Source organism: Actinoplanes solisilvae, from assembly GCF_003999975.1.
GTDB classification, from domain to species: Bacteria; Actinomycetota; Actinomycetes; order Mycobacteriales; family Micromonosporaceae; genus Actinoplanes; species Actinoplanes solisilvae.
On the sequence record NZ_RJAC01000003.1, the window covers coordinates 201,740 to 224,108 of the forward strand.

The following is a 22,369-nucleotide window of genomic DNA, read 5'->3' on the forward strand; positions in this document are numbered from 1 at the left end:
AACCAGGCGGAGCGGACAGCGGCCGGCGCCGGCATGATGCGGGCGCCGGAGGGCCATGCCCGGCCGCCCCTGTTCAACGACCCGCTGGCCGGGCGCTTCCTGAGCGGGTGGCCGGCCGTCGTCGCCGGCAACTGCGCGCTGCAGCGTCTTCGAAGGCGAGCGGGTGGTGGACGCCGTCAGGCGGTGGCGGTGGCGGCCAGGCTGACGACCACCGCGTCCTCGAGCAGGGCGGCGGGGATCGCGGGCCAGCCCCGGTCGGCGGCGTAGGCGCGCCACCGGGCGCCGGCGAAGCTGCCGGCGAGGGCTCCGGCTGCGGCCGGCAGCACGACCCGGGCCGGGTTGGCGCCGCTCCGGGCGGCCAGCAGCGCGGCCGATGCGACAGCGGAGGCGGTTCGGCCGGCGAGGGAGCCCGGCGCCAGCCTGCTCGGGGTCTGGGGCAACTTGTCGACGACCAGCTCGCCGGCGGCGGCGACGGTCAGCAGGGTCCGACCCCGCCGGCCGGCCACGGCATTCCACGGCGACGGCAGCGCGCTGGGCTTCGTGGTGCGGGCGACCGCGGCCAGGCCGGTGACGCTGCGGCCGCCGGTGGCCAGCCCGAGGAGGAAGGCCCGGAGAACGAGGGTGCTCATGACCTCAAGTGTGCTCGCCCTGGTCTTCTGCACGACAGGAAACGGGTTCCCGGGAGGATCTCCCGGGAACCCGTCTCGCTCGGCCGCCGCCACTGCCCCCGAAGTGGCGTCCGGCCGGTCCCCTAGTTAAAGCGTGTTGTTGTTACCGCACCAGTCGACCCACTTGTGGGAGGTTCCCCGGTCGTGGACCGTCTCCCACAGGGGATCCAGCTCGAAGCCGGAGTCGTCATGCGCGTGGGTCCACGAGAAGACGTAGTCGTCCTCACGGAGGTTCCAGAAGTCGCCGTTGCCGATGCAGGCGTAGGCCCCGACGTGCCACGGATAGTCGTAGATGTTGACGTCGTCCTGCGAGCCCGGGAAGCCGTTGTTCCACAGCTGGTCGACCTTGTCGTTCCACCCGGTCGGCCACTGCGTCGAATTTCCTGCGTAGGTCTGGTCGCTGCCCATGTCGTCGGAGTAGACGTAGAACAGGCCGTTGCGGTCGGCCATGGGCTTCACCCCCGCTCGCAGCGAGCCGGCGATGGTCCCGTCCGGCTTGCTCTGCTTCACGGCGGCGGGCGGCGCCGTCGGCTCGGGCGCGGCGTGGGCAACGCTGGGGGTGCCGACGATCGCGGCGGCGATCACGGCGGCGAGGAGTTTTCTCATGGAGCGGTTCCCTTTCTTCGCCTGGTGTGTCATTGGGACACCAGGTGGTCAGATGACCGGGTGAGCACGTCACGCGCTCTCGGCAGGGCTGCTTGCCGAAGCCGTTCGGCGGTGTCGTACTCGGCCCGGTACTTCTTCTCGAGGGCCGACGCGTTGGCCGCGTCCAGTTGCCGGGCGACCGTCGACAGTTCGGACCGCGCCGCACATCTCGCCTCCGACATCGCGGCGGCCCGATCCCGGGCCTCAGCGTCGGCTCCCTCGTACTCGAGCTGCTGGATGCGGAAACTGAGCGGGGCCCCGGCGGCGAAGCCCTCGGCGCTCATGCACTCCTGCCAGCGCTTCCTCGCGGCGACGTAGCGCTCGTCCCGGCTGGTCTGCCCGACCCGCATCTGGCCGAGAGCGTCCGTGATCCGGCTGACCCGGAACCATTCGCGCATGTCGCCGTACAGGTCCTGCCAGGCCCGCGCGGCGCAGCCCTGGTCGCTGTGGCCGACCGTTCCCCCGAACGGCAAATCGGCCTTCAGCCCCGAGGCCCGATCGCCGTGATAGGCCGCGAGCCACGCCTTTTGCTGTTCTTTCGGCAACCCGCCGTAGTAGCTCGCCGTCGAGGAGGCTTCCTGCTCGAGCTGCCGCCGTTCCGCCCGGCCGTATCCGTTCGCCCGCGCCCATTCCAGGTCGTCGACCACGTAGGGAAAGCGTTCGACGTCGGGTGCGGGCGTCCGCGGCCGGGGCTCGTACGTGAAGCCCTGTCTTGCCATGCAGTCGCGGACAAGAACTTCCTCGGCCCGATGGAGCACGTCGAGGGCCGGTTTGTCGGGGGCCGGCGTGCAACCGGATCCCATCAGGACGGCCACCAGAATGCCGACCCGCAGTGGCGCTCGCATCTCGTCTCCTCATCCCTCGGCCGGTGCCGGGGATGAGAGTTCCAAGGGCTACTCTCGCATCGCTCTTGTCAGGTCCTCGAGGAGCGAGCGCGTCAGGTCCTCGCCGATGCGGAACCCGCAACGTTCGTGTGCGGTGAGGGCGCGCCGAGCCGTCTCGATCGCCTCGTCCGTCCGGCCCTCCGCGGCCAGGATCCGGGCCTCGACGGTGAGGCACAACGCCGCGAGGGCGGGCAGCGCCGAGGCCGCGACAGCACCCTGCGTCAGGTGTTCACGGGCCGCGTCGAGCCGGCCGACCGTGACATAGGTGTCCGCCAGCCCGATCCGCGCGGCCGCCTCGTACCGTCGGCTCACACCACCCGCGGCGAGGTGCAGCGCTCGCGTGTACTGCTCGACCGCCTCGCCGTGCTTTTTCGCACGAAGGGCGGCTGAGCCGAACTCCACGTGGGCGCCGGCCAGCAGATCCGTCGCGCCGATCGTGGTGGCCAGGGCGAACGCCGTGTCCGCGTGCAACCGCGCGGTGTCGTCCCGGCCCGCCGACGCGTAGACCCGGGCGAGCGTCAGATGTGCCGAGGTCTCCGGCCGGCGATAGACCACGCGTTTCGCCAGCACCAGACAGCGTTCGAGGGCCTCCGCCGCCTCGGCGAGCCGCCCCGCGTGCCAGTGAGCGCCGCCGAGGTCGAGCAGGCCGAAGAGCACACCCTCGGTGAGATCCAGCTCCTCCGCCGCCGCGATCGTCCGCAGGTAACAGTGGATCGCCTCATCGGTGCGGCCCACCAGCTCGTACGCGTTGCCGAGATTGCTGATCGCATTGGCGTTGACGGCCAGCACGCCGGTGCGGCGCGACAGCTCGGCCGCCCGCGTGAGCACCTCCACGGCGTCCTGCGCGCGGCCCAGCTCGACATAGTCCTCGCCGAGCCCGATCAGCACGCGCGCCTCCTCCGCCTCGTCACCGAGGGCCCGGGCCAGCGCGGCCGCCTGCTCGGCGTAGTCGGCCGCCGGCTCGCGCTCGCCACAGACGGCGTGCCCGTCGGCGAGGAACCGCAGCATCCGCACTTCTTGTTCGCGGTCCTGGCTCGCCCGGGCCGCGCGCAAGCCGGCGGCGGCGACCCTCTTCAGCTCCTGCCCGTGCGACCCGAAGTAGAAGTAGCCGACCAGGACGGTGGCCAGGCGGATCGCTCCCGCGTCGACCGCCGCGATGAGGTTCTCGCGTTCCTGGTCGAGCCAGGACCAGGCCGTGTCCCGGTCGGAGAACTTAGTCGCGTGCGCCACGTCCGGCACGTCCTCGTCGGTTCCGCCCGACAGCGCCGGATTGATCTGCCCGGCCGCGTTCGTGGAACTGGCGACGTAGAAGTCGAGCAGCCGTCCGAGCCGCGCCGTCTCGGGCTCGGCGAGCTCCGCCGCGTACAGCTTGATCAGGTCGTGCTGCTGATAGCGCCCGGGCCGATATTGACGTACGAGGTGCGCCGTATCGAGGCGGTGCAGGAGCCGCTCGGCGTCGGCGGGATCGCATCCGGCCAGCGCGGCGGCGGCCGACACGTCCACATCCTGGCCCGGCACCAGCCCGAGCAGCCGGAACAGGTGCCGCTCGGCGTCGGCCAGGGTGACATAAGACAGATCAAAGGCCGCGCGTACGCCGACACGCCGGTCTCCCGGCACCGCGAGCCGGGCGAGGCGACGGCCGGCGTCGCGCAGACTGTCCAGGTAGGGCTCGACGCCGGAGCCGCGGGCGGCGATGTCGGCACCGGCGATGCGCAGCGCGAGGGGAAGCCGTCCGCACAGCTCGACGAGCTCGGCGACGGCCCCGGGCTCCCGTTCGCCGATGATCTCGGTCATCAGGGACGACGCCTCGTCGACGTCGAGGACGTCGAGGGTCAGGCACAGCGCGCCGAACCGTACGGCCAGCCCGATCAGGTCTTCCCGGCTCGTGACCAGCACGGCGCAGCCGGGGCCGCCGGGCAGCAGCGGCAACACGTGCTCGACGTCGGCCGCGTCGTCCAGGACGAGCAGCACGCGCCGTCCGGCCAGGCGGCTGCGCAGCGCGGCCGATCTTGCTGCCGGGCTGGGCGGCACCTGCGCGTCGCCCAGCCCGGAGGCCAGCAGCAGCTCACCGAGCACCCCGCCGACGTCTTTCGGGGCCGAGCCGCCGCCGAGCTGCACATACCACTGCCCGTCCGGGAAATGACCGGCGACCGCGTGGGCAACCCGTACGCCGAAAGCGGTCTTGCCGACGCCGGCGAGCCCGGTGAGCGCCACGATCGGCATGGTGCTGCCCGCGTCGGCCAGCCGGGCGATCACCCGCGCGGCCGGCTCGGTCCGGCCCACGAATCCGGGCAGGTCGAGCGGCAGTTGGCGGTGCACCGTCCACTCGGCCTCGACCGCCGGGTGCGCGGACGTGGTGGTGCCGAGCGACGGGTCGGACACCAGGATCGCCTCGTGCAGACGGCGTGCGGCCGGGCCCGGATCGATGCCGAGCTCGTCGGCCAGCATGCGGCTCAGACGCCGGTACGTGGTGAGGGCCTCGCTCTGCTGCCCGTCGCGGTAGAGGGCCAGCATCAACTGGGCCCAGAAGCCCTCGCGCAGCGGATGCTCGGCGGTGAGGGCGCGCAGCTCGGGCACCACCTGGGTGTGGCGGCCCGCCTCGAGGTCGGCGTCGACGCGACTCGACAGCGCGGCCAGGACCTCGTCGGTCAGGGGCGGCACGAGGTCGCGTTGCAGCACGTCGTGGCGGATGTCGGTGAGGATCGGCCCCCGCCGCAGGTCGAGTGCCGCCCGCAGCCGCCGCGCGGCCTCGCCCGCGCTTGCTGTTTTCGCCTCCGCGACCAGGGATCGGAACCGGTCCAGGTCCCGCTGGTCGGTGGTGAGCAGATAACCCTGTGGCCGGGTGACCAGGCCCCCGCCCACTTTCTTGCGCAAACGCCATACGTAGTTCTGCAACGTGGCCCGCGGGTTGTGCGGCGAGCCGTCCGGCCACAGCCACTCGATCAGCTCATCGACGCTGACGACCTGGTTGGCGTGGATCAACAGCACCGCGAGAAGCAGGCGCTCCTGATCGGCGCCGATCGTGACTTCCTGACCGTCGCGTTCGACCACGAGCGGCCCGAGGAGCCCGAACCACGTCTGCTCGGTCACCAGGCGCAGCCATACATCGACATATGTCGCATCTTACGGGTCACCGCAAAACGATTTCCCCGGACGCATTCCGGGACCGGCCGATCGGGCCATCCCCGGCTCCTTGAACGCACGTTAGATTCCGAGCGACGCGTCTCATGAGAATCACGGTGATCAATCGTCCAGGTATCAGGGGGAACCGTGCTCATCCATCGTCGAAAGGGAGCCGTCGGCGTCGCTGCCATAGTCGCGACGCTGGCCCTGGTCTTCGCTCAACCCACACCGGCGAGCGCCTCGTCGCTCGACGACGTCTTCGCCAAACTGCTGGTCAAGCAGGTGACCGGCGCGCACGCCAAGGAGCACCTCAACGCCCTGCAAGCGATCGCCAACAAGAACGGCGGCAACCGCGCCGCCGGCACGTCCGGCTACCGGGCCTCGCGCGACTACGTCGCCAACAAGCTGCGGAAAGCCGGCTACAAGGTCACCCTCGACCCGATCAACTTCATTCAGAACTGGACCGAGAACAGCCCGCCCACGCTGACCCAGACCGCGCCGACCAGCAAGGTCTACATTCCCAACGAAGACTTCTTCACCTTCCAGCCCTCACCCGCCGGCGACGTGACAGCGCAGGTGCAGGCGGTCGACCTGACCCTGCCGCCGACCCCGGCGCCGACCTCGACCAGCGGATGCGAAACCGCCGACTTCAACGGTTTCGTCGCCGGCCGGATCGCTCTCATTCAGCGCGGCACATGCGCCTTCGCCACCAAGATTCGTAACGCCGGATTCGCCGGCGCCTCCGGGATCATCGTTTTCAACGAAGGCCAACCCGGACGCACCGACGCATTCGCGCTCGACATCGGAGAATGGCGCGCCGGCATCCCGATGGTCTTCGCCGACTTCGCCGTCGGCAACGAACTCGCCGCCAATCCGGGCACCACCGTCCGGCTCAAGGTCGACGCCACCCTGACCCTCGGCACCGACCACAACGTGATCGCCGAGACGCGCCTGGGCAACCCGCGCAACGTCGTCATGGTCGGCGCCCACCTCGACAGCGTGCCCGCCGGTCCCGGCATCAACGACAACGGCTCCGGCACCGCCGCGATCCTCGAGACCGCCCTGCAGATGAAACACTTCCCGGTACGCAACAAGGTCCGGTTCGCGTTCTGGGCCGCCGAGGAGATCGGCCTGCTCGGCTCCGACCAGTACGTCGAAGGCCTGTCCGCCGCCGAACGCGACCGGATCAAGCTCTACCTCAACTTCGACATGATCGCCTCACCCAACTACGCGTACAAGCTCTATGACGGCGACGACTCCGACGCTGTCGGCTCCCCGGCCGGGCCGCCCGGCTCCGCGCAGATTGAACAGCAGCTCGCGGCCTTCTTCGCCCGCCGCGGCCTGGCCACCGTCGGCACCGACTTCGACGGCCGCTCCGACTACGGCCCGTTCATCGCGGTCGGCATACCCGCAGGCGGCATCTTCACCGGCGCTGAAGGCATCAAGACGCCGGAGGAACAGGCCCTGTTCGGCGGCACCGCCGGCGTCGCCTACGACATCTGCTACCACCTGGCCTGCGACACCATCAGCAACCCGAACCTGACGGCGCTGGACGTCAACGCCGACGCCATCGCCGACTCGGTGGCTCGATTCGCCTTCAACACCAGCGCCATTCCGTAACCATGGCCACGGAAGCCGCCCGGCGTCGAGTCCGGGCGGCTTCCCCAGCGTGGTGAAAAATCCGCGATCGGCCGGCAGTGCAACCTTCCGGTGATGGGCTGAACCTCGTTCCATCGGCCCCGATTCGACGGAGTTTCGCCGTGACTTACCAGCCACCGCAGTACGGGACTCAGCCCACTTCAGGCGCGTCGCACGGCGCCCCGCCTCCCGGTTACGCGCCGATCCCGCCGCCGAAGAAGAAGCGCAAGTGGCCGTGGATCGTCGGCGGCATCGTCCTGCTCGGCATCGTCGGCTGCATCGGCGTCTTCACCCTGTTCGTCGGAGGGGCGGCGAAGGTCGCCACCGACCTCGACAACAACAACAAGGGCAAGAACGCCGTCGCCGGTGAGATGAACTCGCCGGCCACCGACGGCAAGTTCGAATTCACCGTGACCAGCATGAAGTGCGGCGCGAAACAGGTCGGCAGCGACCTCCTGAACGCGAAGGCGCAGGGCCAGTTCTGTCAGGTGAGTGTGACGGTGAAGAACATCGCCGATTCGGCCGAGACGTTCGACGGGTCCTCACAGAAGGCCTACGACGCGAGCGAGGTCGAATACTCGTACGACGGGACCGCGAGCCTCTACGTCAACGACCAGAACCAGACCTTCCTCGAGCAGATCAACCCGGGCAACCAGGTCAAGGGCGTCCTGGTGTACGACGTGCCCGCCGGCACGAAACTGACCTCGATCGTGCTGCACGAGAGCGCGTTCACCGAAGGCGTCCGCATCCCGCTGAAGTAGCCCCGCCGGATCAGTCGTCGCTGTACTTCTTCACCGTCGCGGTGATAGGTGTGCCCGTCGCGACCTTCGAGCCGGCCTTCAGATCCTGCGAGAGAACCACCCAGTTCGCGTCGAGCACCGGCAGGCGATTGGCCCCGGTGGCGTCGGTGGCCGGCGCGACGACGAGGCCCGCCGAGCGCCACAGATCCTGCGCGGACTGGTAGTTCATTCCCACACCGTCGGGCACTTCGATCGTGGACGCGGCCTGGGTCGTCGTCTCCGCTGCGGGCTCGGTCTGCTTGACCGGCTCGGCGGCGACGGCCGTCGGGGTGGGTGCCGTCGTCGCCGGGGTGGTCGGTTGAGCCGGGGCCTGCGCCGCTGCGGCACCCGGCGCGTAGCCCTCGGCGAAGCTCTCCTTGTCGCCGTCACTGGACACCGCCGCGATGATGGTGCCGCCAAGACACAACGCGACGACCACTGCGACCCCACCAAGAACGTACGGCAGCTTGTTGCGCTTCTTCGGCGCGGGGCTCGGCCATGCCGGCTGAGGCTGCTGCGGCTGGTGAGGCGGAGGGTAGGACACGCTGCACTCCTCAGGATTCGTCTTAGCTGCTCCGGTCCTCCTCCGAATCGGCCGTCAATGGAATCGGTTGAGGAATCGCGGCGGGTGGCCCCTCAGCGAGGTCGACGCAGGTCGTTGAGGAGGCTTTCGATCAGGGCCTCCTCGTGGATGGCGATTCCGAGTGAGGACATGGATTCGGTCAAGGCCGGGTCCCACGACGCAGCCGTCGGACGCCCCGTCAGGTTCTGGCGCGGCGTGCCGCGCGATGCTGCCTGCTCGACGGCCGAGCGGTAGTCGGAGGAGCTGAACTGCCAAGGGCGGGTGGGATAGCGGGCGAAGACGCGGTTGGCGATGCCGACGCCGGGCCAGTCGAAGTCGCCGTGGTAGGCGAGTTCAACCTGTTCGGTGGCGGTGATCGCGTCGAGGAGGGCCAGGGTCACCGTGGTCGGGTTGCCCATCGTGCAGACGATCGGTGCTTCGATTTCGTTGTCCACGGCGGCTTCGAGGACGCGGGGGTTCTCGCATACGAACACGGTCCCGGACGAAAGGCTCATCGGCGCGAGCCGGCGGACCTCTCGTAGCGTCAGATGAGTCTCCCAGCCGCGGTCGGTCCGTTCGCACAGCCAGGGAACGTCGCGCGGGCGGAGCCCGTACGTGAGAACTGTGGTGGCCACGGTGTCGCCGGCGACGCCCGCTGCGTCCCACAGGGCCCGCCGTTCAGCGGCGCCGCCGGGGAGGTCCGCGCTGCCGGTCAGGGCGAGCGCCAAGCCGCGCGTCACCAGGCGGTTCAAGGTCGTGTCGTCGTCCAGGCCGTGGGCGCTGCCGGTGACGGCCTGGGCGAGTTCGCCCCGGGACCAGGTGCGGGCGTGGGGGCCCACGGTCAAGCTGAGCACGGTAGCGGCCTGCCGCACGTAGGCAGTGGGTAGACGGGCCGGAAGCCAGGCGGAGATCCAGGCGTATCCGTCCAGGCCGGCGTCGCGTACGGCGGCTTGGGCCTCTTCTTGGAGCAAAGCGCGGCGTTCGCGCTCGGCTGCGGCGTCGGCGCGCCGGTCCGGGATCGGGCCGATGACGGCTTCGACCACGCCGAGCAGGCCGGTTCCCGCCGCGGTCGCCCGCAGCCGCCGATCCAGCTGGGACAGATCGACGGTGGGGGAGTCGCCGACGACGCGGGCGAGGAGCTGGCCGAGGGCGTCGCGTTGGGCGAGGTCGAGGCCGGTCAGCGTGAGCCGCCCGGTGGCGACGCGGCCGTTGCCGGACAGGCGGCGGTGAGCGGCGGCCCAGAGCACGCGTAGCGCGGGGGATTGAAGATAGGAGAGGGCGCTGCTCGGGATCATGTGGCTAGCACCGTGCGGCGGCGGCCGTCCCAGCGGAAGTGAAGTGTGGCGACGCCGGGCTGGGCCGGGTCGCGCAGGCACTCGTAAATGCCGAGCGACGGCACCTCAGGGAAGCAGCCCCAGAGACGTTCGCTGGTGAGCACGGCGTCCAGGTCGAGGTCGACGAGCAGGCCGAGCAGTCGTCCGTGGGTGGGCTCGTCGACCTTCGCGAAGGCGTCGTCCAGCAGGATCAGCCGGGGCGCGGGCGGGTAGCTTTCGCCGACCGACGTGAAGTGGGCGGCCGCGGCGGCGAACAGGACCAGGTAGGACACCACCCGTTGTTCGCCTTGGGACATCGCGGTGCGGGCGGAGAGCGTACGCTCGCGGTCCGGCCGGGCCTGGTCGGTGACCTTGACCGTGAACGAGAACCAGCTCCGGTAGTCGAGCGCCGCTCGCAGGTGAACGGCGTAGCCGGCGGACGGGTCCGAGCGGCGGGCGTCCTCGACGCGGCGGGCCAGCGCCTCGCGCAACCGGTCGTTGTTGTCCCGCGTACGCAGTTCGAGCGGGGTCCGCAGCAGAGCGACCGCACCGCGGGTGTCGGCGTCGGAGTCGTCACGCAGCGCCCACACGAGCCGCGCCCCGAGCCCGTGCGACGTGCGGACCTCGGCGAGGGTGGTGTTCATGGCGGCGACCAGGCTCTCGGCCGAGCGGATCTGGCGGGAAAGGGCGTCGCCCAGCTCGCCGAGCAGGAACCGTTCGAAGGCGTGTTGTTCGCGTTCGGCCAGGGCGGAGCGCTTCTGCGCCAGCTCCGCACCGAGCCGCGCGGTCGCCGCCGCGACAGGGTGCTGGCCGATGTCGTCGGTGATCTCGACGACCTTGACCCCGTCGCGGTCCTCCCAGACCAGGTCGAAGCCGCCCGGCAGCCGCCCGCGGACGTCGGTGTAGCGCTGGTGCAGGCCGTTCTCGCCGAGGTCCTGCTGCGGCCGTCCGAGTGCGTCCCGCAGTCGGGCGGCGAGGTTGTCGAGCTGCCGGATCCGCTCGGGCGGCGTACCCGTAGCCACCTCACCGATAACGTCGGCCGCCAGGTCGAGCGCGGAGCCGACCCCGGGCAGCGTCAGCACGCGCGGAAGGGCGGTGCCGGCCTGGAGGGCGTCCTGTTCGTACTCGGTCAGCCGGAGGCGATCCTGGTCGCGCGCCGAAGCGGCCTGGACCCGGCGGTCGCGGCTGTCCTCGTACTCACGGCGGGCGGCCGGGAGCCGTTCGTCGGCGGTTCGTACTCTGGCCTCCGCCGCGGTCTCCTGACGCAGGATCTCGGCCGGCTCGACGCCGAGGGAGCGTTCGAGCACCGCGAGTTCCTGCTCGGCGGCGAGGTGATTGCCGGCGGCGACCCCCGCGAGGTCGGCGGAGTGCGCCGCCTGGGCGACAGCTTCACCGTGCTTGTCCAACAGACCACGGTACGGGCTCAGTTGCGCGACGAACTGTTCGGCGTTGCGCGCCTCGCGGGGCAGGTCGGTGGCGAGCTGCCGCAGCCGCTGGCCGACGAGGGCGAGCTCGGCCCGGTCGGTCGGCAGCAGGTGGGCGGCCGCGGCCGACTCGGCGGCGGCCTGTTGCCGGTCGGCGTGACCGCGCAGCTCGCGGGTCCGGCGCCGGGCCTCGGCGACCTGCCGCGCGAGTCGTTGCACGGCTTTCGCGGCCTCGTCGTGGCGGGTCCAGCTCTCCCGCAGGCCGGCCCCGTCGGGCAGCGCGCGCAGGGCCTCGGTAAGCTCGCGCCGCCGCTGCTCCACGACGCCGAGCTGGTCGTCGAGCCCGGCGATCTGTTGCTCCAGCTCGTCGATGCGGGCTTGCAGTTCGGACAGCCGTCGCCGGCGCAGGGCCGCCCGGCTGGTGGCGCCGACGTACTCCGCCTGCGGTTTGCTCCACGCGCCGTGGGCGACGCCGAGACGCCACCGGCCGTCGGCGGCGATCCAGCTCGGCGCGGTGCTGTCCGAACCCCAGCCGATGCCGCTCAGCAGAGTGGCGACCGCTTCGGCGCCGGGGACGACGACCAGGGCGTCCAACAGGGACGCTCCTGGCACGGGTGCCTCCGGCCGCAGCACGATCTCACCGCTGTGCGGGTTCAGGACCGGGCCGTCCGCGGCGAACACGCCGTCGATCAGGCCACTGGACTCCAGAGCGGCCTCCAGCCCGGCCCGGCTCCGCTGATCGAGGTGGCCGGCGAAGTCGATCAGCCGGAACAGGGGAGTGCCGGCGGGCACCTCGCGGCCACGGAACCGCGATCGCGGCGGCTCCGGGTCGGTCATCGCACTCCAGTCACGGTGCTCCGACCGTACGGAATCAAGGTCCTGCTCGGCTGCACGCCGGGCCTCGCGCAAGGCGTCCCGTTGGGCCTCGGTCGCGGTTCGCAGGGGCTCCGCGGCGTCCTCGGCCGCCCGTCGCACGATCACCGGAGTGTCGGCCGGCATCGGCTCGTCGGCGAGCAGGGCATCCCGTACGGCCGTGAGGTCGGCCTCGGCCAGCACCGGCCGGGCGATCCACTCGCGCACGTCCGACGTGAACCGGACGCCTGCCGCGGCGAGGTCGGCCGACACCTGATCGAGACGAGCCTGCGCCTCGCCCTGCTGGCCGTCGAGGAGGTCACGTTCGTCCTCGGCACGGGCGGCCGCGGCGGCGGTGGCGGTGGCCTCGTCGAGTCGCTGCCCGACATCGGTGACGGCTGATCGGCGGGCCCGGACCGCGTCCTCGGCGGCGGTGAGCCTCGCGCGGTACTCGCCGAACTCCTGCTCGGCCAGCCGATGGTGGACGATCTCCAGGGACGAGTCGTCGGGAGCGTTCTCGTGGCGCAGCTCCGGCACGGCGCCGACGTGGCCGACGTCGAGCCCGGAGCCGTTCGCGAGCTCGCGCACCTGATGGTGGCCCTCGCGCAACCCGGCGACGGCGGACCCGAGCCGCGCTGTCTCGGCCTGCAGACGCTCGACCAGCGCGTTCACGGTCTGCCGGTCCGAGGACGCCGCCGCGGTGGCCGACCGGGCTGCGGCCTCCAACGCCTGCACGGCCAGACGGCGCTGCCCCAACTCTTGAACGGCCTGATAACCGGCGCTCTCGCGAAGCGCGCGAAGTTCGGCCGACGCCTCCCGCTGAGTCTGCTCCCAGTGACGTACTCCGGTCTGGGCCTGCTCCTCGGTGTTGATCGCCTGGGCGACCTGCCGCTCGGCCTGGCCCGCCTGACGCCGCTGAGCCCGCAACCGGGTCAGGGCCTCATCAACCGCGTGGACGCGACGGCGCAGCTCGCCGCGAAGGTAGGCGCGGTAGGCCGTCATCAGCTCGGACAGCGCCCCGTGAGTGGCCTCGAGCCGGCCCAGATCAGCCCGTACGGTCTCCAGATCGTCGAGGTTGTGCGCGACCGAATCGAGCACCTCGTCGTCGACCGGTGGCAGCGCCTCGCCGAGCTCGGTGGTGAGCTGACCCGCCTCGATCCGGTCGCCGATGGTCGGCCGCCGCAGCCGGTAGAGCAGGTGAACCAGGTTGCGGTAGCGGCCCGGATCGGCGATGCCGAAGACCTCCCGGCCGACCCGGGCACGGTATTCGCGGGCGCTCGTGACCATCGCGCCCTCACCCAGGATCTCTCGCACCCGATCGAGCGGCACCGGCCGGCGGCCCTCGATCAGCCGCACGTCGACGCCGACCCGGGCCGGGGTGACGAAGTACTGCAGACGCGCCTCGGCGGTCGACGAGGACCACCGGACGACCGCGCCCAGCGTCAAGAACTGCTCGCCGCCGTCCTGGTCGACGCGGCGCAGCTCGAGCCAGAGGAAGCCCTGCCGGTTGACGCCGGTCGCCCCCTCGCTCATCAGCCAGCGGAACGTGGTTTTCCCGGCGCCGGTGGCGTCCAGCCGCTTGGTGTCGCCGTCGAGAAGGAACGGCAGCATCAGTTCGAGCGCCTTCGACTTGCCGGCGCCGTTCTTGCCGCGCAGCAGCAGCCGGCCGTCCTCGAAGTCGAACACCTGCTCGTCGTACTGCCAGATGTTGCAGATACCGGCCCGGTGGAGGCGGAATCGGTGCGGGTGCATCAGCGGACCGCTTCCGTCGGCGCGTATCGGGCAGTGGCGGCCAGCAGGACGAGGCCATGCCCTGCTCCGCGTACGCCGCGGGCGTCGACCGCACGTTCGGTGGCCAGCACCGAATCCTCGGGTTCACTGTCGGCGACGGTCGGTGCCGCCCGCGCGACCAGATCCATGCTGATCAGCAATGTCTCCACCGCCTCACGAAGCAGGGCTGGATCGGTGACGTACTGGCCCGCCCACCGGCGCGCGTGACGTTCGGTGAGCTCGACCAGAATGCCGTCGAGGAGGTCGTCCGGGATCGGCACACCGACCACGAGCGTACGAGGATCCGGGCGCAACGCCTCGACCAGCGCGCCGATCGTCAACAACGCGGCCTGCGCCACCGTGCCGTTGCCCGGGAACAACACGTCGGTCAGGCTGTCATCCGGATCGAGCAAGGCCACACCCTCCGTACGCAACTCTGCCTGCAGACCGAGATAGTCGAGGTAAACGCGTTCGTCGCGGCGCTGTTCGCGGCGCAGCCAGACCCGGTCGGCGGCGGTCAGATCGTCGACGTAGAGCACCGGTTCCTCGCACAGGCGACGCCGTACGCGGTGCCGGGAACCGCCCTGACCGGGGTCGGCGGCGAGGGCGACGAACTCCGCCGGTGTCGCGGCCCGTCCGGGCGGGGTGGCCATCAGGTGCGCGACGATGTCACGGTTGACCGTGAGCAGCGCCTCGGCCTGGTCGTCGTCGGCGTAGCCGGCCACGCTGCCCTGCTCCTCGTGCAGCGCGGACCACGCGATCATCTGCCGCAGCGCGGCGCCGAGAGCCCGCCGCTCGGCCGGCCGTTGCGCGTCGCCCAGCTCGATGCCGGCCTCCACGGCGGCCGCGCGGACATCGGCGACGAGCTGCGACAACAGGATCTGCTCGGGGCAGGTGAGCAGCACGGCCGTCGTGAGGGCGAGGTAGGCGTACATCCGTGGGGTGAACGGGCCGGTCGGGCGTTCCAGCGGCCGGCCCCGGCCCGGGCCGAGTCCTGTCTTGAAGAGCCGGGCGAACCCGGCCTCGACCACGAGCCGATAGCCGAGGAAGGTCCCGAACCACGTCCGCAACCACTCGGCGTGCCGGCGCACCAGGGCGAACTCGTCGCTGTCGGGCAGCAGCAGCGGCTTGGCCAGCAGCGCGCGGATCGCCCGGCGACGCTCAGTCTCGAGGGCGATGTCGTGGTCGTCAGCCATCGGCGGGATCCAGCCGGGTGATGAGGATGGCGATGTCCTGCGTGGTCAGGTCACCGGTCGCAGACCGCAGGGTGAGCTCATATCGCGGCTTGCTGACCAGTTCACACCGTACGGAAAGGTCGAGGTTGGACGTGACCGCGGTGCCGGCGGCCGGATCACCGGCGCCCAGGGCCTGCGCCATCAGCTCCAGCAGCAGGTGGATCGCGGGCGCGGACAGGCGTACGGCACCCAGGTCTGAGGCGGCCGACAGCAGCTCGGCGGCGGCGGCCGACCGCAGCCGCTGCTCGTCCGCCGCCTGCTCGATCAAAGCCTCGCGCTGAGCGCTGCGGTCAGCCATCCCGGACACCCGGCCGCGCGCGGCCCGGACGCCCCGATCGCGCAGCGAGACCGGAACCTCGACCGCCGGGGCCGGCCACCAGCTCGTGGTCGCGGCGACGACGATCTCGGGGTCGGCAGCCAGGCCGAGGTGCCGCGCCGGATAGAGGCCGAAGGCTGACGTGAACAGGTCAGTGGCGGTGTTCTCGTCGGCCGCGTCGAACCAGGCGGCCAGCCGTAGGAGCTCGCGGCGGCGGGAAGCGCCCCCACCTCCGGCACGGATCATCCGCTTGGCGTTGGCCAGCAGCGACTGCAGCGCGCGCATCGTCGCGTCGCGCAGCTGGGACACCTCGCTGCGGCGGCCGTCGGTGCCGCCGTCGCTTTCACTGAACCAGGCGCGCAGGCCGGACCAGTCGGCCAGGTCATGGCCGCGGCTGTGCTGCACGGCGACACCCAGGTCAGCGGCGGCCCCGGCCAGACCGCCCTCCCGCAGCATCTTCACTAGGCCTTCGAGGTGCGGCTCGAGCCGGTCGAGGTGGCGTTCGATGCGGGGTGCGAGCAGCACGATCTCCTCGGTGATCGATTCGATGTAGTCGAGGAGGAGGTCTTTGAAGCCGGCGTATTCGGCGCTGTCCAGGTCGTAGCGGGCGAGGACCTGGCCGAGGAAGGCGTAGAAGTCGCGGACCTCGTCGCGGAACGTCCAGAACTGGGCGAACACGGTGGCGACCGTCTCGCGGGCGGTGCCGGCATCGAGACCGCCGGGCTGATCCAGGCGGTCGGCCAGGTCGGTCAGCCCCTGGCTGATGAGGCCGAGCAGCTCGCGGCTGATCTCACGGGCGGCGTCGGTGCTGGCGAGCAGTTCGTCGGCTTGGCGCTGAACCCGCTCGCCGAGAGGGGAGAGCTGATAGCGGGAGCGGGTGCGCTGATATTCCTCGATGCTGCGGACCCGGACCGTGTGGGAGCTGGGGAGAAGGTTTCCCCAGGTGACGAGCTTGTTGAGACGGCTCGTCGCGGTGTCGAGGCTCAGGTCCAGTTCCTCCGCGACCTGCTGGCCGGAGAGGTCCGTCATCAGGGACCGCGTGAACAGCCGCATGATCGCGAGATAGGAGGCCCGCTCAGGCACGGTGAGGTAGGTGAAGGCCTCGAGACGTTCGAGATCCTCGTCCTCCTCACCCACCCGTCGAGAATAGGCGACCGCGAAGGCCTGACCCGAACAGGTGGTTGCGTTTTGTGGCGACCATGTCGCAAGGGGAACAATGTCCGAATGACGGAAGCGGAGATCCTGGAGCAGGTCCGGCAGATGCGCGAACGCGGCAGCGCGCCGAAGCAGATCGCTCGAGCCCTCGGGCTGCGGCCGGCCCAGGTCGCGCCGTTGATCCGGCAGGTCTCCGAGGCGTCGCAGGCACAGGCCGATCCGGCCGACCGTGCTCTGCTGGGGTGCTGGATCAGCCCCGGCTGGAGCGTCGGCCTCGGTCTCGAAGGGGAAGCCGTCCAGTGGGGTGCCGCCGATCCGCTGCGTACCGAGGAGCAGGTGACCACGGGTGGGCTGGCGCAGGCTTTGATCGTGCGCCGGGAGCGGGCGAGCCGGGTGACCGTGTGCGGGTTCCTGGTCGATACCTACTGCCTGGGAGTCAAGGCCTGCACTGGGCCGGAGACGATGGCCGCGGGATCGGTCGACGACTATCGGCGCAGCTTCTTCGAGGCTTTCGACGCCCCTGAGGTGCCGGCGCCGTTGGAGTTGGTCCAGCACCTGGTGCACGGCGGAGTTGCGTACGCTCGGGGTCTCGGGTTCGAGCCGCGCGACGATGACTTCGAGACGGTCAGGCCCTATCTGGGCACACCGGAGGGGCCGACCCCGATCACCTTCGGGCGCGACGGCCAGCCGTTCTTCTTCGCCGGACCCCACGACGATCACCGCGCGGTGCGCGCGACCCTCGACAGCACGGTCGGGGCCGGCAACTACCACTTCCTGGCTCCGGCGTGACTGGCCGGACTACGACAGTGGGCCGTACTCCGTAGTCGGGCCCGAGACGATCATCATTCGGGCTGTGCGACTCTCGACCGCACGGTCGGAGCTCCTGACTCCGGCCTGATTCCCTCAACCAGGAAGAGGTCAGCTCGGTGGGCAGGAACAGCCGGGAACGGCACAAGGCCAAGCGGAAGGCGGCGGACGCGTCCCAGCGGCGTAGAGGTCTGACGGAGCCGGGCTTCGACGGCCCTGTGTTCTTGCGAGCCGACCGTCCCTCGCCCGCGCAGATCGTCGCCGAGCTGATCGACCGGGCGGTCATGGCCGCGGACCGTCAGCAGCCCGCCGAGTTCGCGCGCTGCCGCGACCTGCTGGTCGTCGGCCCCGGCGGAGCGGCCGGCATGCAGGTCGTCAACCGGGAATTGTTCGCCACGCTGCTCGATGAGGTCGAACAGTGCTGGCAGCGCGGCTGGCAGCCGGCCGAGCTCATCCGGGCCGCCCGCAGGGAAGGCGGCGCACGGCACGCCCGGTTGATGACGGACGCCTGCGCCGGACAGATGCGTGAACACCCGGCCGCCACCGTCGGACAGGCCTGGAGAAACCAACTCGCCGGCGCGACAACCTGGTGGACGCACGACGACCGTTTCGTCAATGACTGGGCGGCGCACCACAACGTCGACCGGGCCGAAGCGGTCGCGACAATTCTCGAGACGGTTCATCTGTTGCTGGTCATGCCGCCGGTCGACATGATCGGCCCGATGTCGGGTGCGCCCGATGAGGGGGACTCGAACGGCGAGCTGGATCAGCGGCTGCTCGACCGGGTGCGGGCGCTGCTGGCCAAAGCCGAGGCGACCGACTTCCCGGAAGAAGCCGATGCCTACACGGCGAAGGCGCAGGAGCTGATGACCCGCCACCGCATCGACCACGCACTGCTGGCGGCCAAGGCCGACAAACGTGACCGGCCGGGCAGCCGCCGAATCGCCGTCGACAACCCGTACGAGATGCCGAAGTCGCTGCTGCTGCAGGCGGTGGCCGAGGCCAACAGCTGCCGCGCGGTCTGGATGAAGCGGTTCGGGCTGGTCGCGGTGGTCGGCTACGCGGCCGACCTGGACGCCACCGAGGTGCTGTTCACCTCGCTGCTGGTGCAGGCGACTCGCGCCATGACCGGGGCAGGCTCGAAGACCGACCGGGCTGGCCGCAACACCACCCGCTCGTTCCGCCAGTCCTTCCTGACCTCATACGCCCACCGAATCGGCGAGCGCCTCACCACGGCCTCAGAGCAGGTCGCCCAGGAAACCGCCGCCTCAACACGCGGCGCCGCCCTGCTGCCAGTGCTGGCAGCCCGCACCGACGCCGTCAATGACGCCGTGGCCGAGCAGTTCCCCGAGATGACCCACGTCTCGACCAGCGTAAACAACCACGACGGCTGGGCCTCAGGCCGAGCCGCCGCCGACCGCGCTCTCCTCCACGGGCGGGAGGAATTGGCTTCATAAGGACTCGTTACCACTTGGCCGCCGACGTTGGCGGGACCGGAGCCCGCGGTGGATGCACGAAGGGCCTGCGTTTCGGAATAGGCGCGAAACCAAACGGCGAGCGTGACTGGCCCTGGACAAGACGACATCGGTTCAAGCTGCCTTGCTGAGTTCGGCTCGCTCGGCCGCGACGTCGAAGTCCGGCGGAGGGTACTGCGGGTTGAGGTCGCCGAATGCCTGGTGCAGCAGGTTTGCTACGGCCCAGTTGCGGTACCACTTGCGGTACCACTTGCGGTACCACTTGCGGTCAGCTGGGACTACGTACCAGGGGGTCGCTTCGGTGCTGCACTTGTTCAGGGCGTCTTCATAGGCCTGCTGGTAGTCGGTCCAGCGGGCTCGTTCGGCCAGGTCGCCGGGGTTGTATTTCCAGGTCTTCGTGGGGTCGTCCAGGCGAGCCAGCAGGCGCTTCTTTTGTTCCTCGTGGGAGATGTGGAGCATCACCTTGACGATCGTCAAGCCGTCGGACGACTCCTTGGCCTCGAAAGCGTTGATCTCGTCGTAACGTTTGGACCAGACCTTGTCGGGGACCAGGTTGTGTACTCGGACTACCAGGACATCTTCGTACTGGGAGCGGTTGAAGATTCCTACGTAGCCTGAGGGTGGCAGGGCTCGGCGGATGCGCCAGAGGAAGTTGTGGCTCAGCTCTTCCTTGGTGGGTGGGCCGAAACCTACCGCCTTCAGGCCGGCGGGGCTCATGCCTGCGGTTACGTTGCGGACCGTGCCGTCCTTGCCGCCGCAGTCCATCGCCTGCAGGAGCAGCACCACCCTCCGATTGGTTGCGCCCTCCTTGGCTGAGGCGAAGAGCTTTTCCTGGTACGAGCCCAGCTCGGTCGAGATGTCGGCAACCGCTTCGGCCGACCACAGTTTGGGGTCTTTGCCGACTGTGCGTTTCGACGGTAGGCCGGGGGTCGCGCGGGGGTCTATGTCGGCCAGCCGCAGGGTGCCGGGGTCGACTTTCAGCAGGTCACGGAGGTCCGCCATGTTTCTGTTCTACCCCACCCGCGGCGGCGCGCACCCCGGCGGCCAACATTTGTAGCATTCCGTCGCGATGGTGGCGGAATCAGTGGTCGAGCGGCTGGAAAGGGCAGCCGACCGTGACGCTGCTCGTTGGGCCGCCCATGACGTGGCCCGCGTCGCGGTTGACGATGCGGTGGTGGTGACCCCCGGTTCGGCCGCGTGGGTGGTGGCTGCCGTGCGCCGGCTGATCGAGGACGGCACCCCGTGGCGGGCCGACGCGTTCGCGGTCCTGATCTACGTGTTGGACCACAACCGTGTCTATCGCGAACTGCGGGCGGAGACTCGCACCTACCGCGGTCAGTGGAAGTTCGGGATCGACGAGGAGGAGGCGGTCGAGCGCGCCCTGAACGGGTTCGACACCGTGGTCCGGAACATGCTCGATGACCTCGATCCGGAGACCCGATCGCTGGCCGCCGTGTTGCTCGCCCGGATCTCCAGCGAGCCGGACGCCGATCGCGAACTGATGTTGATGCTTGCCGAGGCTGACTCGAACGAGCGGGTCCGCGCCACCCTCATGGGAGCGCCGCGGGAGTGGCGCTGGCCGGCCGAGGAGTTCTGACAACGGGACGGTCGAACCAACGATCGTGCAGCCGGCGCAAGGGGCGCGGCGCCCACCAGTTCCAGTCGCCGAGCACGCTCATCACGGCTGGGAGGAGCAGACCGCGTACGACTGTGACGTCCAGCAGCAGGGCCACCGCCATCGCGAAACCCAGCTCCTTGAGGGCGGTCAGGTCGCCGAGCAGGAAGCCGCAGAACACGACCCCAATGCACAGGGCGGCGGCGGTGACCACCGGGCCGGACTTCTCGATGCCGGCGCGGACAGCCTGATCACCGGAGGCAGAAAAGGAGCGCTCCTCCTTGATACGGGCCAGCAGGAAGACCTCGTAATCCATCGACAGCCCGAAGATGAAGACGAACAGCAGCACCGGGGTGGTTATGTCGATGCCGCCCCACGAGTCGAAGCCGAGCAGGGTGTCGCCGACGCCCCACTGGAAGACGACCACCAGTAGGCCCAAGGACGCCAGCAGCGTCAGGGCGTTCATTACCAGCGCCTTGAGCGGAATCACCAGCGAGCCGGTCAGCACGAAGAGCAGCACGGTCGTGGACAGGACGATGATCAGCAGGGCGATGGGGAAACGGGAGGCCACCGAGTCGCTCTGGTCGACCAGTTCCGCCGCAGGCCCGCCGACGAGCACCGGAAAGGGCGGGTCCAGCGCGCGGACAGCCCGCACCACGTCGGCCGGAGAGGAGGTGGAGGCGGAGTCGGAGGCGGTGACGTCGATGACGGTGGGGAGGTCGAAGCGGGGCGAAACCCGTACCACGGCGTCCAGGCTGTTCAACGAGTTCAGGTAGTCGCGAACGGCGGCGTCGGCCGGGTCGGCGTCGACCACCACGACGATCGGATCTGCCGGGCCGTCGTTGAACAAGCGCTGCACGGTCTCGTGCAGTTGGCGGGACTCGGCCGAGGCGGGCAACGCCCGGGCGTCGGAGTTCGAGAGGTTGACCCCGAACACGAACGGCAGCGACAACGTGAGCAGGCCGGCCGAGACCGTGAGCGCCACCGGGCGCGGGCGGCCCTGCGCGTAAGCGGTCAGCCGCGCCAGCAGACCGGGGCGAGCGGCTCGGGGAACGGGAATGCGGTGGTGGGCCACGGCGATCAACGCGGGGACCAAAGTCAGCGCGGACAAGACGGCCAGCAGCGCCGCGATCACACCGCCCAGCGCCATCGAGCTGAGCAGCGGCTCAGCGAACACCGAAAGCCCGGTCATCGTGAACGCAACGGCAAGACCGGAGATCAGCACCGTACGGCCGGCGGAGGCCACCGTGAAAGCGACCTGTTCCGTGACAGGGAGAGAAGAAGCAGCACGCTCCTCCCGGAAGCGCGCGATCATCAACAGCGCGTAATCAACGGCCAGCCCAATGCCCAGCAGCGTGACCACGTTGACCGTGAACGGGCTGACCGCGGGCAGAAACGCCAGCCCGAGCAGCGTCACCGACACGGTCGTCACCGCGGCCGCGAGCGGAACCAGCCCGGCCACGAACCCGCCGAGGATGACCACGAGCAGGACGAGCAGGACGGCGAGCGCGACCGACTCGCCGAGCGCAGCGCCCGAAAGAGCCGCATCTTCGAAAGCACGCGAAGCGAGCTTCTCCCCGCCGACCAGAACTGAGGGGGCGTCGATGCGGTGCAACGCGACAGCGACCGCGTCTTCCACCCGTTCGCGCTGCGAGTCCGGCAGGCCCTGCTCGAGCGTGACGCGGATGAGCGAACTCCGGTTGTCCGACCCGATCTGCCCGCCCGGCGCCCCGTACAGATCCGATACCTCGGCAACGCCATCGAGAGCGCGAATCTCACCCGCGATCGCGGTCACGTCCGCGACCAGCGCGGGGTCGTACACGTCGCGTCCACCGACGACGGCGATGACCACCGGGCCTGATGGGTCCAAGGCGGAGACCCGACGGTCGGCCAACTGTGACTCGGCGTCCGGCCGCAGGCTGTCGGTGACGGTCATGCGGTCGAAGACCTGACCACCGAAAAGAAGCCCGGCGAAGGTCAGTGCGAGCCACACACCGAGCACCGGCCACCGCCGGCGGGCACACGAACGACCGAGGGCAGCCAACATCACCGGACCATGCCAGCACCGTCGAACGTAGATCACCACCGCCGATCGATCAGCATCGTCG

Annotated in this window: 15 protein-coding genes and 2 pseudogenes; 6 read left to right on the forward strand and 11 right to left on the reverse strand. The window is 70.2% G+C overall.

The window, feature by feature from the left end; genetic code table 11:
• Nucleotides 1–176: 176 nt before the first annotated feature.
• The 4 genes from EER30_RS11840 to EER30_RS11855 all read right to left on the reverse strand — a co-directional run bounded on the left by EER30_RS11840 (nt 177) and on the right by EER30_RS11855 (nt 5,287).
• Complete coding sequence (locus EER30_RS11840) at nt 177–629, reverse strand: hypothetical protein (protein WP_127500440.1); 453 nt, start codon at nt 627–629, stop codon at nt 177–179.
• A 126-nt stretch (nt 630–755) separates the two neighbouring features.
• Entirely contained in the window at nt 756–1,274 is a 519-nt protein-coding gene (locus EER30_RS11845) for a hypothetical protein (RefSeq protein ID WP_127500441.1), read from the reverse strand.
• Nucleotides 1,275–1,303: 29 nt separating this feature from the next.
• The gene (locus EER30_RS11850; protein ID WP_127500442.1) at nt 1,304–2,158 is read right to left on the reverse strand and encodes a hypothetical protein; all 855 of its coding nucleotides are present in this window, start codon (nt 2,156–2,158) and stop codon (nt 1,304–1,306) included.
• A 48-nt stretch (nt 2,159–2,206) separates the two neighbouring features.
• The gene (locus tag EER30_RS11855; RefSeq protein ID WP_127500443.1) at nt 2,207–5,287 is read right to left on the reverse strand and encodes an AfsR/SARP family transcriptional regulator; all 3,081 of its coding nucleotides are present in this window, start codon (nt 5,285–5,287) and stop codon (nt 2,207–2,209) included.
• Nucleotides 5,288–5,896: 609 nt separating this feature from the next.
• Between EER30_RS11855 and EER30_RS48560 the strand changes: the two are divergent.
• The 3 genes and pseudogenes from EER30_RS48560 to EER30_RS11865 all read left to right on the forward strand — a co-directional run.
• A pseudogene (locus tag EER30_RS48560) lies at nt 5,897–6,172 on the forward strand (PA domain-containing protein); the annotation flags it as partial.
• Nucleotides 6,173–6,241: 69 nt separating this feature from the next.
• Nucleotides 6,242–6,916: pseudogene (locus EER30_RS48565) on the forward strand (M28 family metallopeptidase); the annotation flags it as partial.
• A 164-nt stretch (nt 6,917–7,080) separates the two neighbouring features.
• Nucleotides 7,081–7,719, forward strand: coding sequence for a DUF4352 domain-containing protein (locus EER30_RS11865; RefSeq protein WP_240669965.1), 639 nt, complete (start codon nt 7,081–7,083; stop codon nt 7,717–7,719).
• Between the two features lie 10 nt (nt 7,720–7,729).
• On the opposite strand, the gene EER30_RS11870 is transcribed toward EER30_RS11865, so the two are convergent.
• The 5 genes from EER30_RS11870 to EER30_RS11890 form a co-directional block, all read right to left on the reverse strand.
• The gene (locus EER30_RS11870) at nt 7,730–8,281 is read right to left on the reverse strand and encodes a PASTA domain-containing protein (protein ID WP_127500444.1); all 552 of its coding nucleotides are present in this window, start codon (nt 8,279–8,281) and stop codon (nt 7,730–7,732) included.
• A 92-nt stretch (nt 8,282–8,373) separates the two neighbouring features.
• Nucleotides 8,374–9,594, reverse strand: a complete 1,221-nt coding sequence (locus EER30_RS11875; RefSeq protein WP_127500445.1) for a TIGR02679 family protein — start codon at nt 9,592–9,594, stop codon at nt 8,374–8,376.
• A complete protein-coding gene (locus EER30_RS11880) occupies nt 9,591–13,640 on the reverse strand; it encodes a TIGR02680 family protein (RefSeq protein ID WP_127500446.1) in 4,050 nt (1,349 codons plus the stop codon). The genes EER30_RS11875 and EER30_RS11880 overlap by 4 nt, the downstream gene beginning before the upstream one ends.
• Nucleotides 13,640–14,854 carry a TIGR02678 family protein gene (locus EER30_RS11885; protein WP_127500447.1) on the reverse strand — a complete coding sequence of 405 codons (1,215 nt, stop codon included), beginning with the start codon at nt 14,852–14,854 and terminating at the stop codon, nt 13,640–13,642. The genes EER30_RS11880 and EER30_RS11885 overlap by 1 nt, the downstream gene beginning before the upstream one ends.
• On the reverse strand, nt 14,847–16,346 hold the full coding sequence (locus tag EER30_RS11890; protein ID WP_164842292.1) for a TIGR02677 family protein: 1,500 nt from the start codon (nt 16,344–16,346) through the stop codon (nt 14,847–14,849). Before EER30_RS11890 ends, EER30_RS11885 begins: the two co-directional genes overlap by 8 nt.
• Before the next feature lie 87 nt (nt 16,347–16,433).
• On the opposite strand from EER30_RS11890, the gene EER30_RS47000 reads away from it, so the two are divergent.
• Together EER30_RS47000 and EER30_RS11895 are read left to right on the forward strand one after the other, a co-directional pair.
• The gene (locus EER30_RS47000) at nt 16,434–17,153 is read left to right on the forward strand and encodes a hypothetical protein (RefSeq protein ID WP_164842293.1); all 720 of its coding nucleotides are present in this window, start codon (nt 16,434–16,436) and stop codon (nt 17,151–17,153) included.
• A gap of 137 nt (nt 17,154–17,290) precedes the next feature.
• A complete protein-coding gene (locus EER30_RS11895) occupies nt 17,291–18,628 on the forward strand; it encodes a DUF2786 domain-containing protein (RefSeq protein ID WP_127500449.1) in 1,338 nt (445 codons plus the stop codon).
• Nucleotides 18,629–18,760: 132 nt separating this feature from the next.
• Here the strand turns inward: EER30_RS11895 and EER30_RS11900 are convergent, their stop codons facing one another.
• A complete protein-coding gene (locus EER30_RS11900) occupies nt 18,761–19,648 on the reverse strand; it encodes a PPK2 family polyphosphate kinase (RefSeq protein WP_127500450.1) in 888 nt (295 codons plus the stop codon).
• A gap of 67 nt (nt 19,649–19,715) precedes the next feature.
• On the opposite strand from EER30_RS11900, the gene EER30_RS11905 reads away from it, so the two are divergent.
• Nucleotides 19,716–20,243: a hypothetical protein gene (locus tag EER30_RS11905; RefSeq protein ID WP_127500451.1), complete on the forward strand. Its 528-nt coding sequence runs from the start codon at nt 19,716–19,718 to the stop codon at nt 20,241–20,243.
• Here EER30_RS11905 and EER30_RS11910 read toward each other — a convergent pair.
• Nucleotides 20,197–22,308, reverse strand: coding sequence for an MMPL family transporter (locus EER30_RS11910; RefSeq protein ID WP_127500452.1), 2,112 nt, complete (start codon nt 22,306–22,308; stop codon nt 20,197–20,199). The two genes, EER30_RS11905 and EER30_RS11910, sit on opposite strands and share 47 nt — an antisense overlap.
• Nucleotides 22,309–22,369 lie beyond the last annotated feature (61 nt).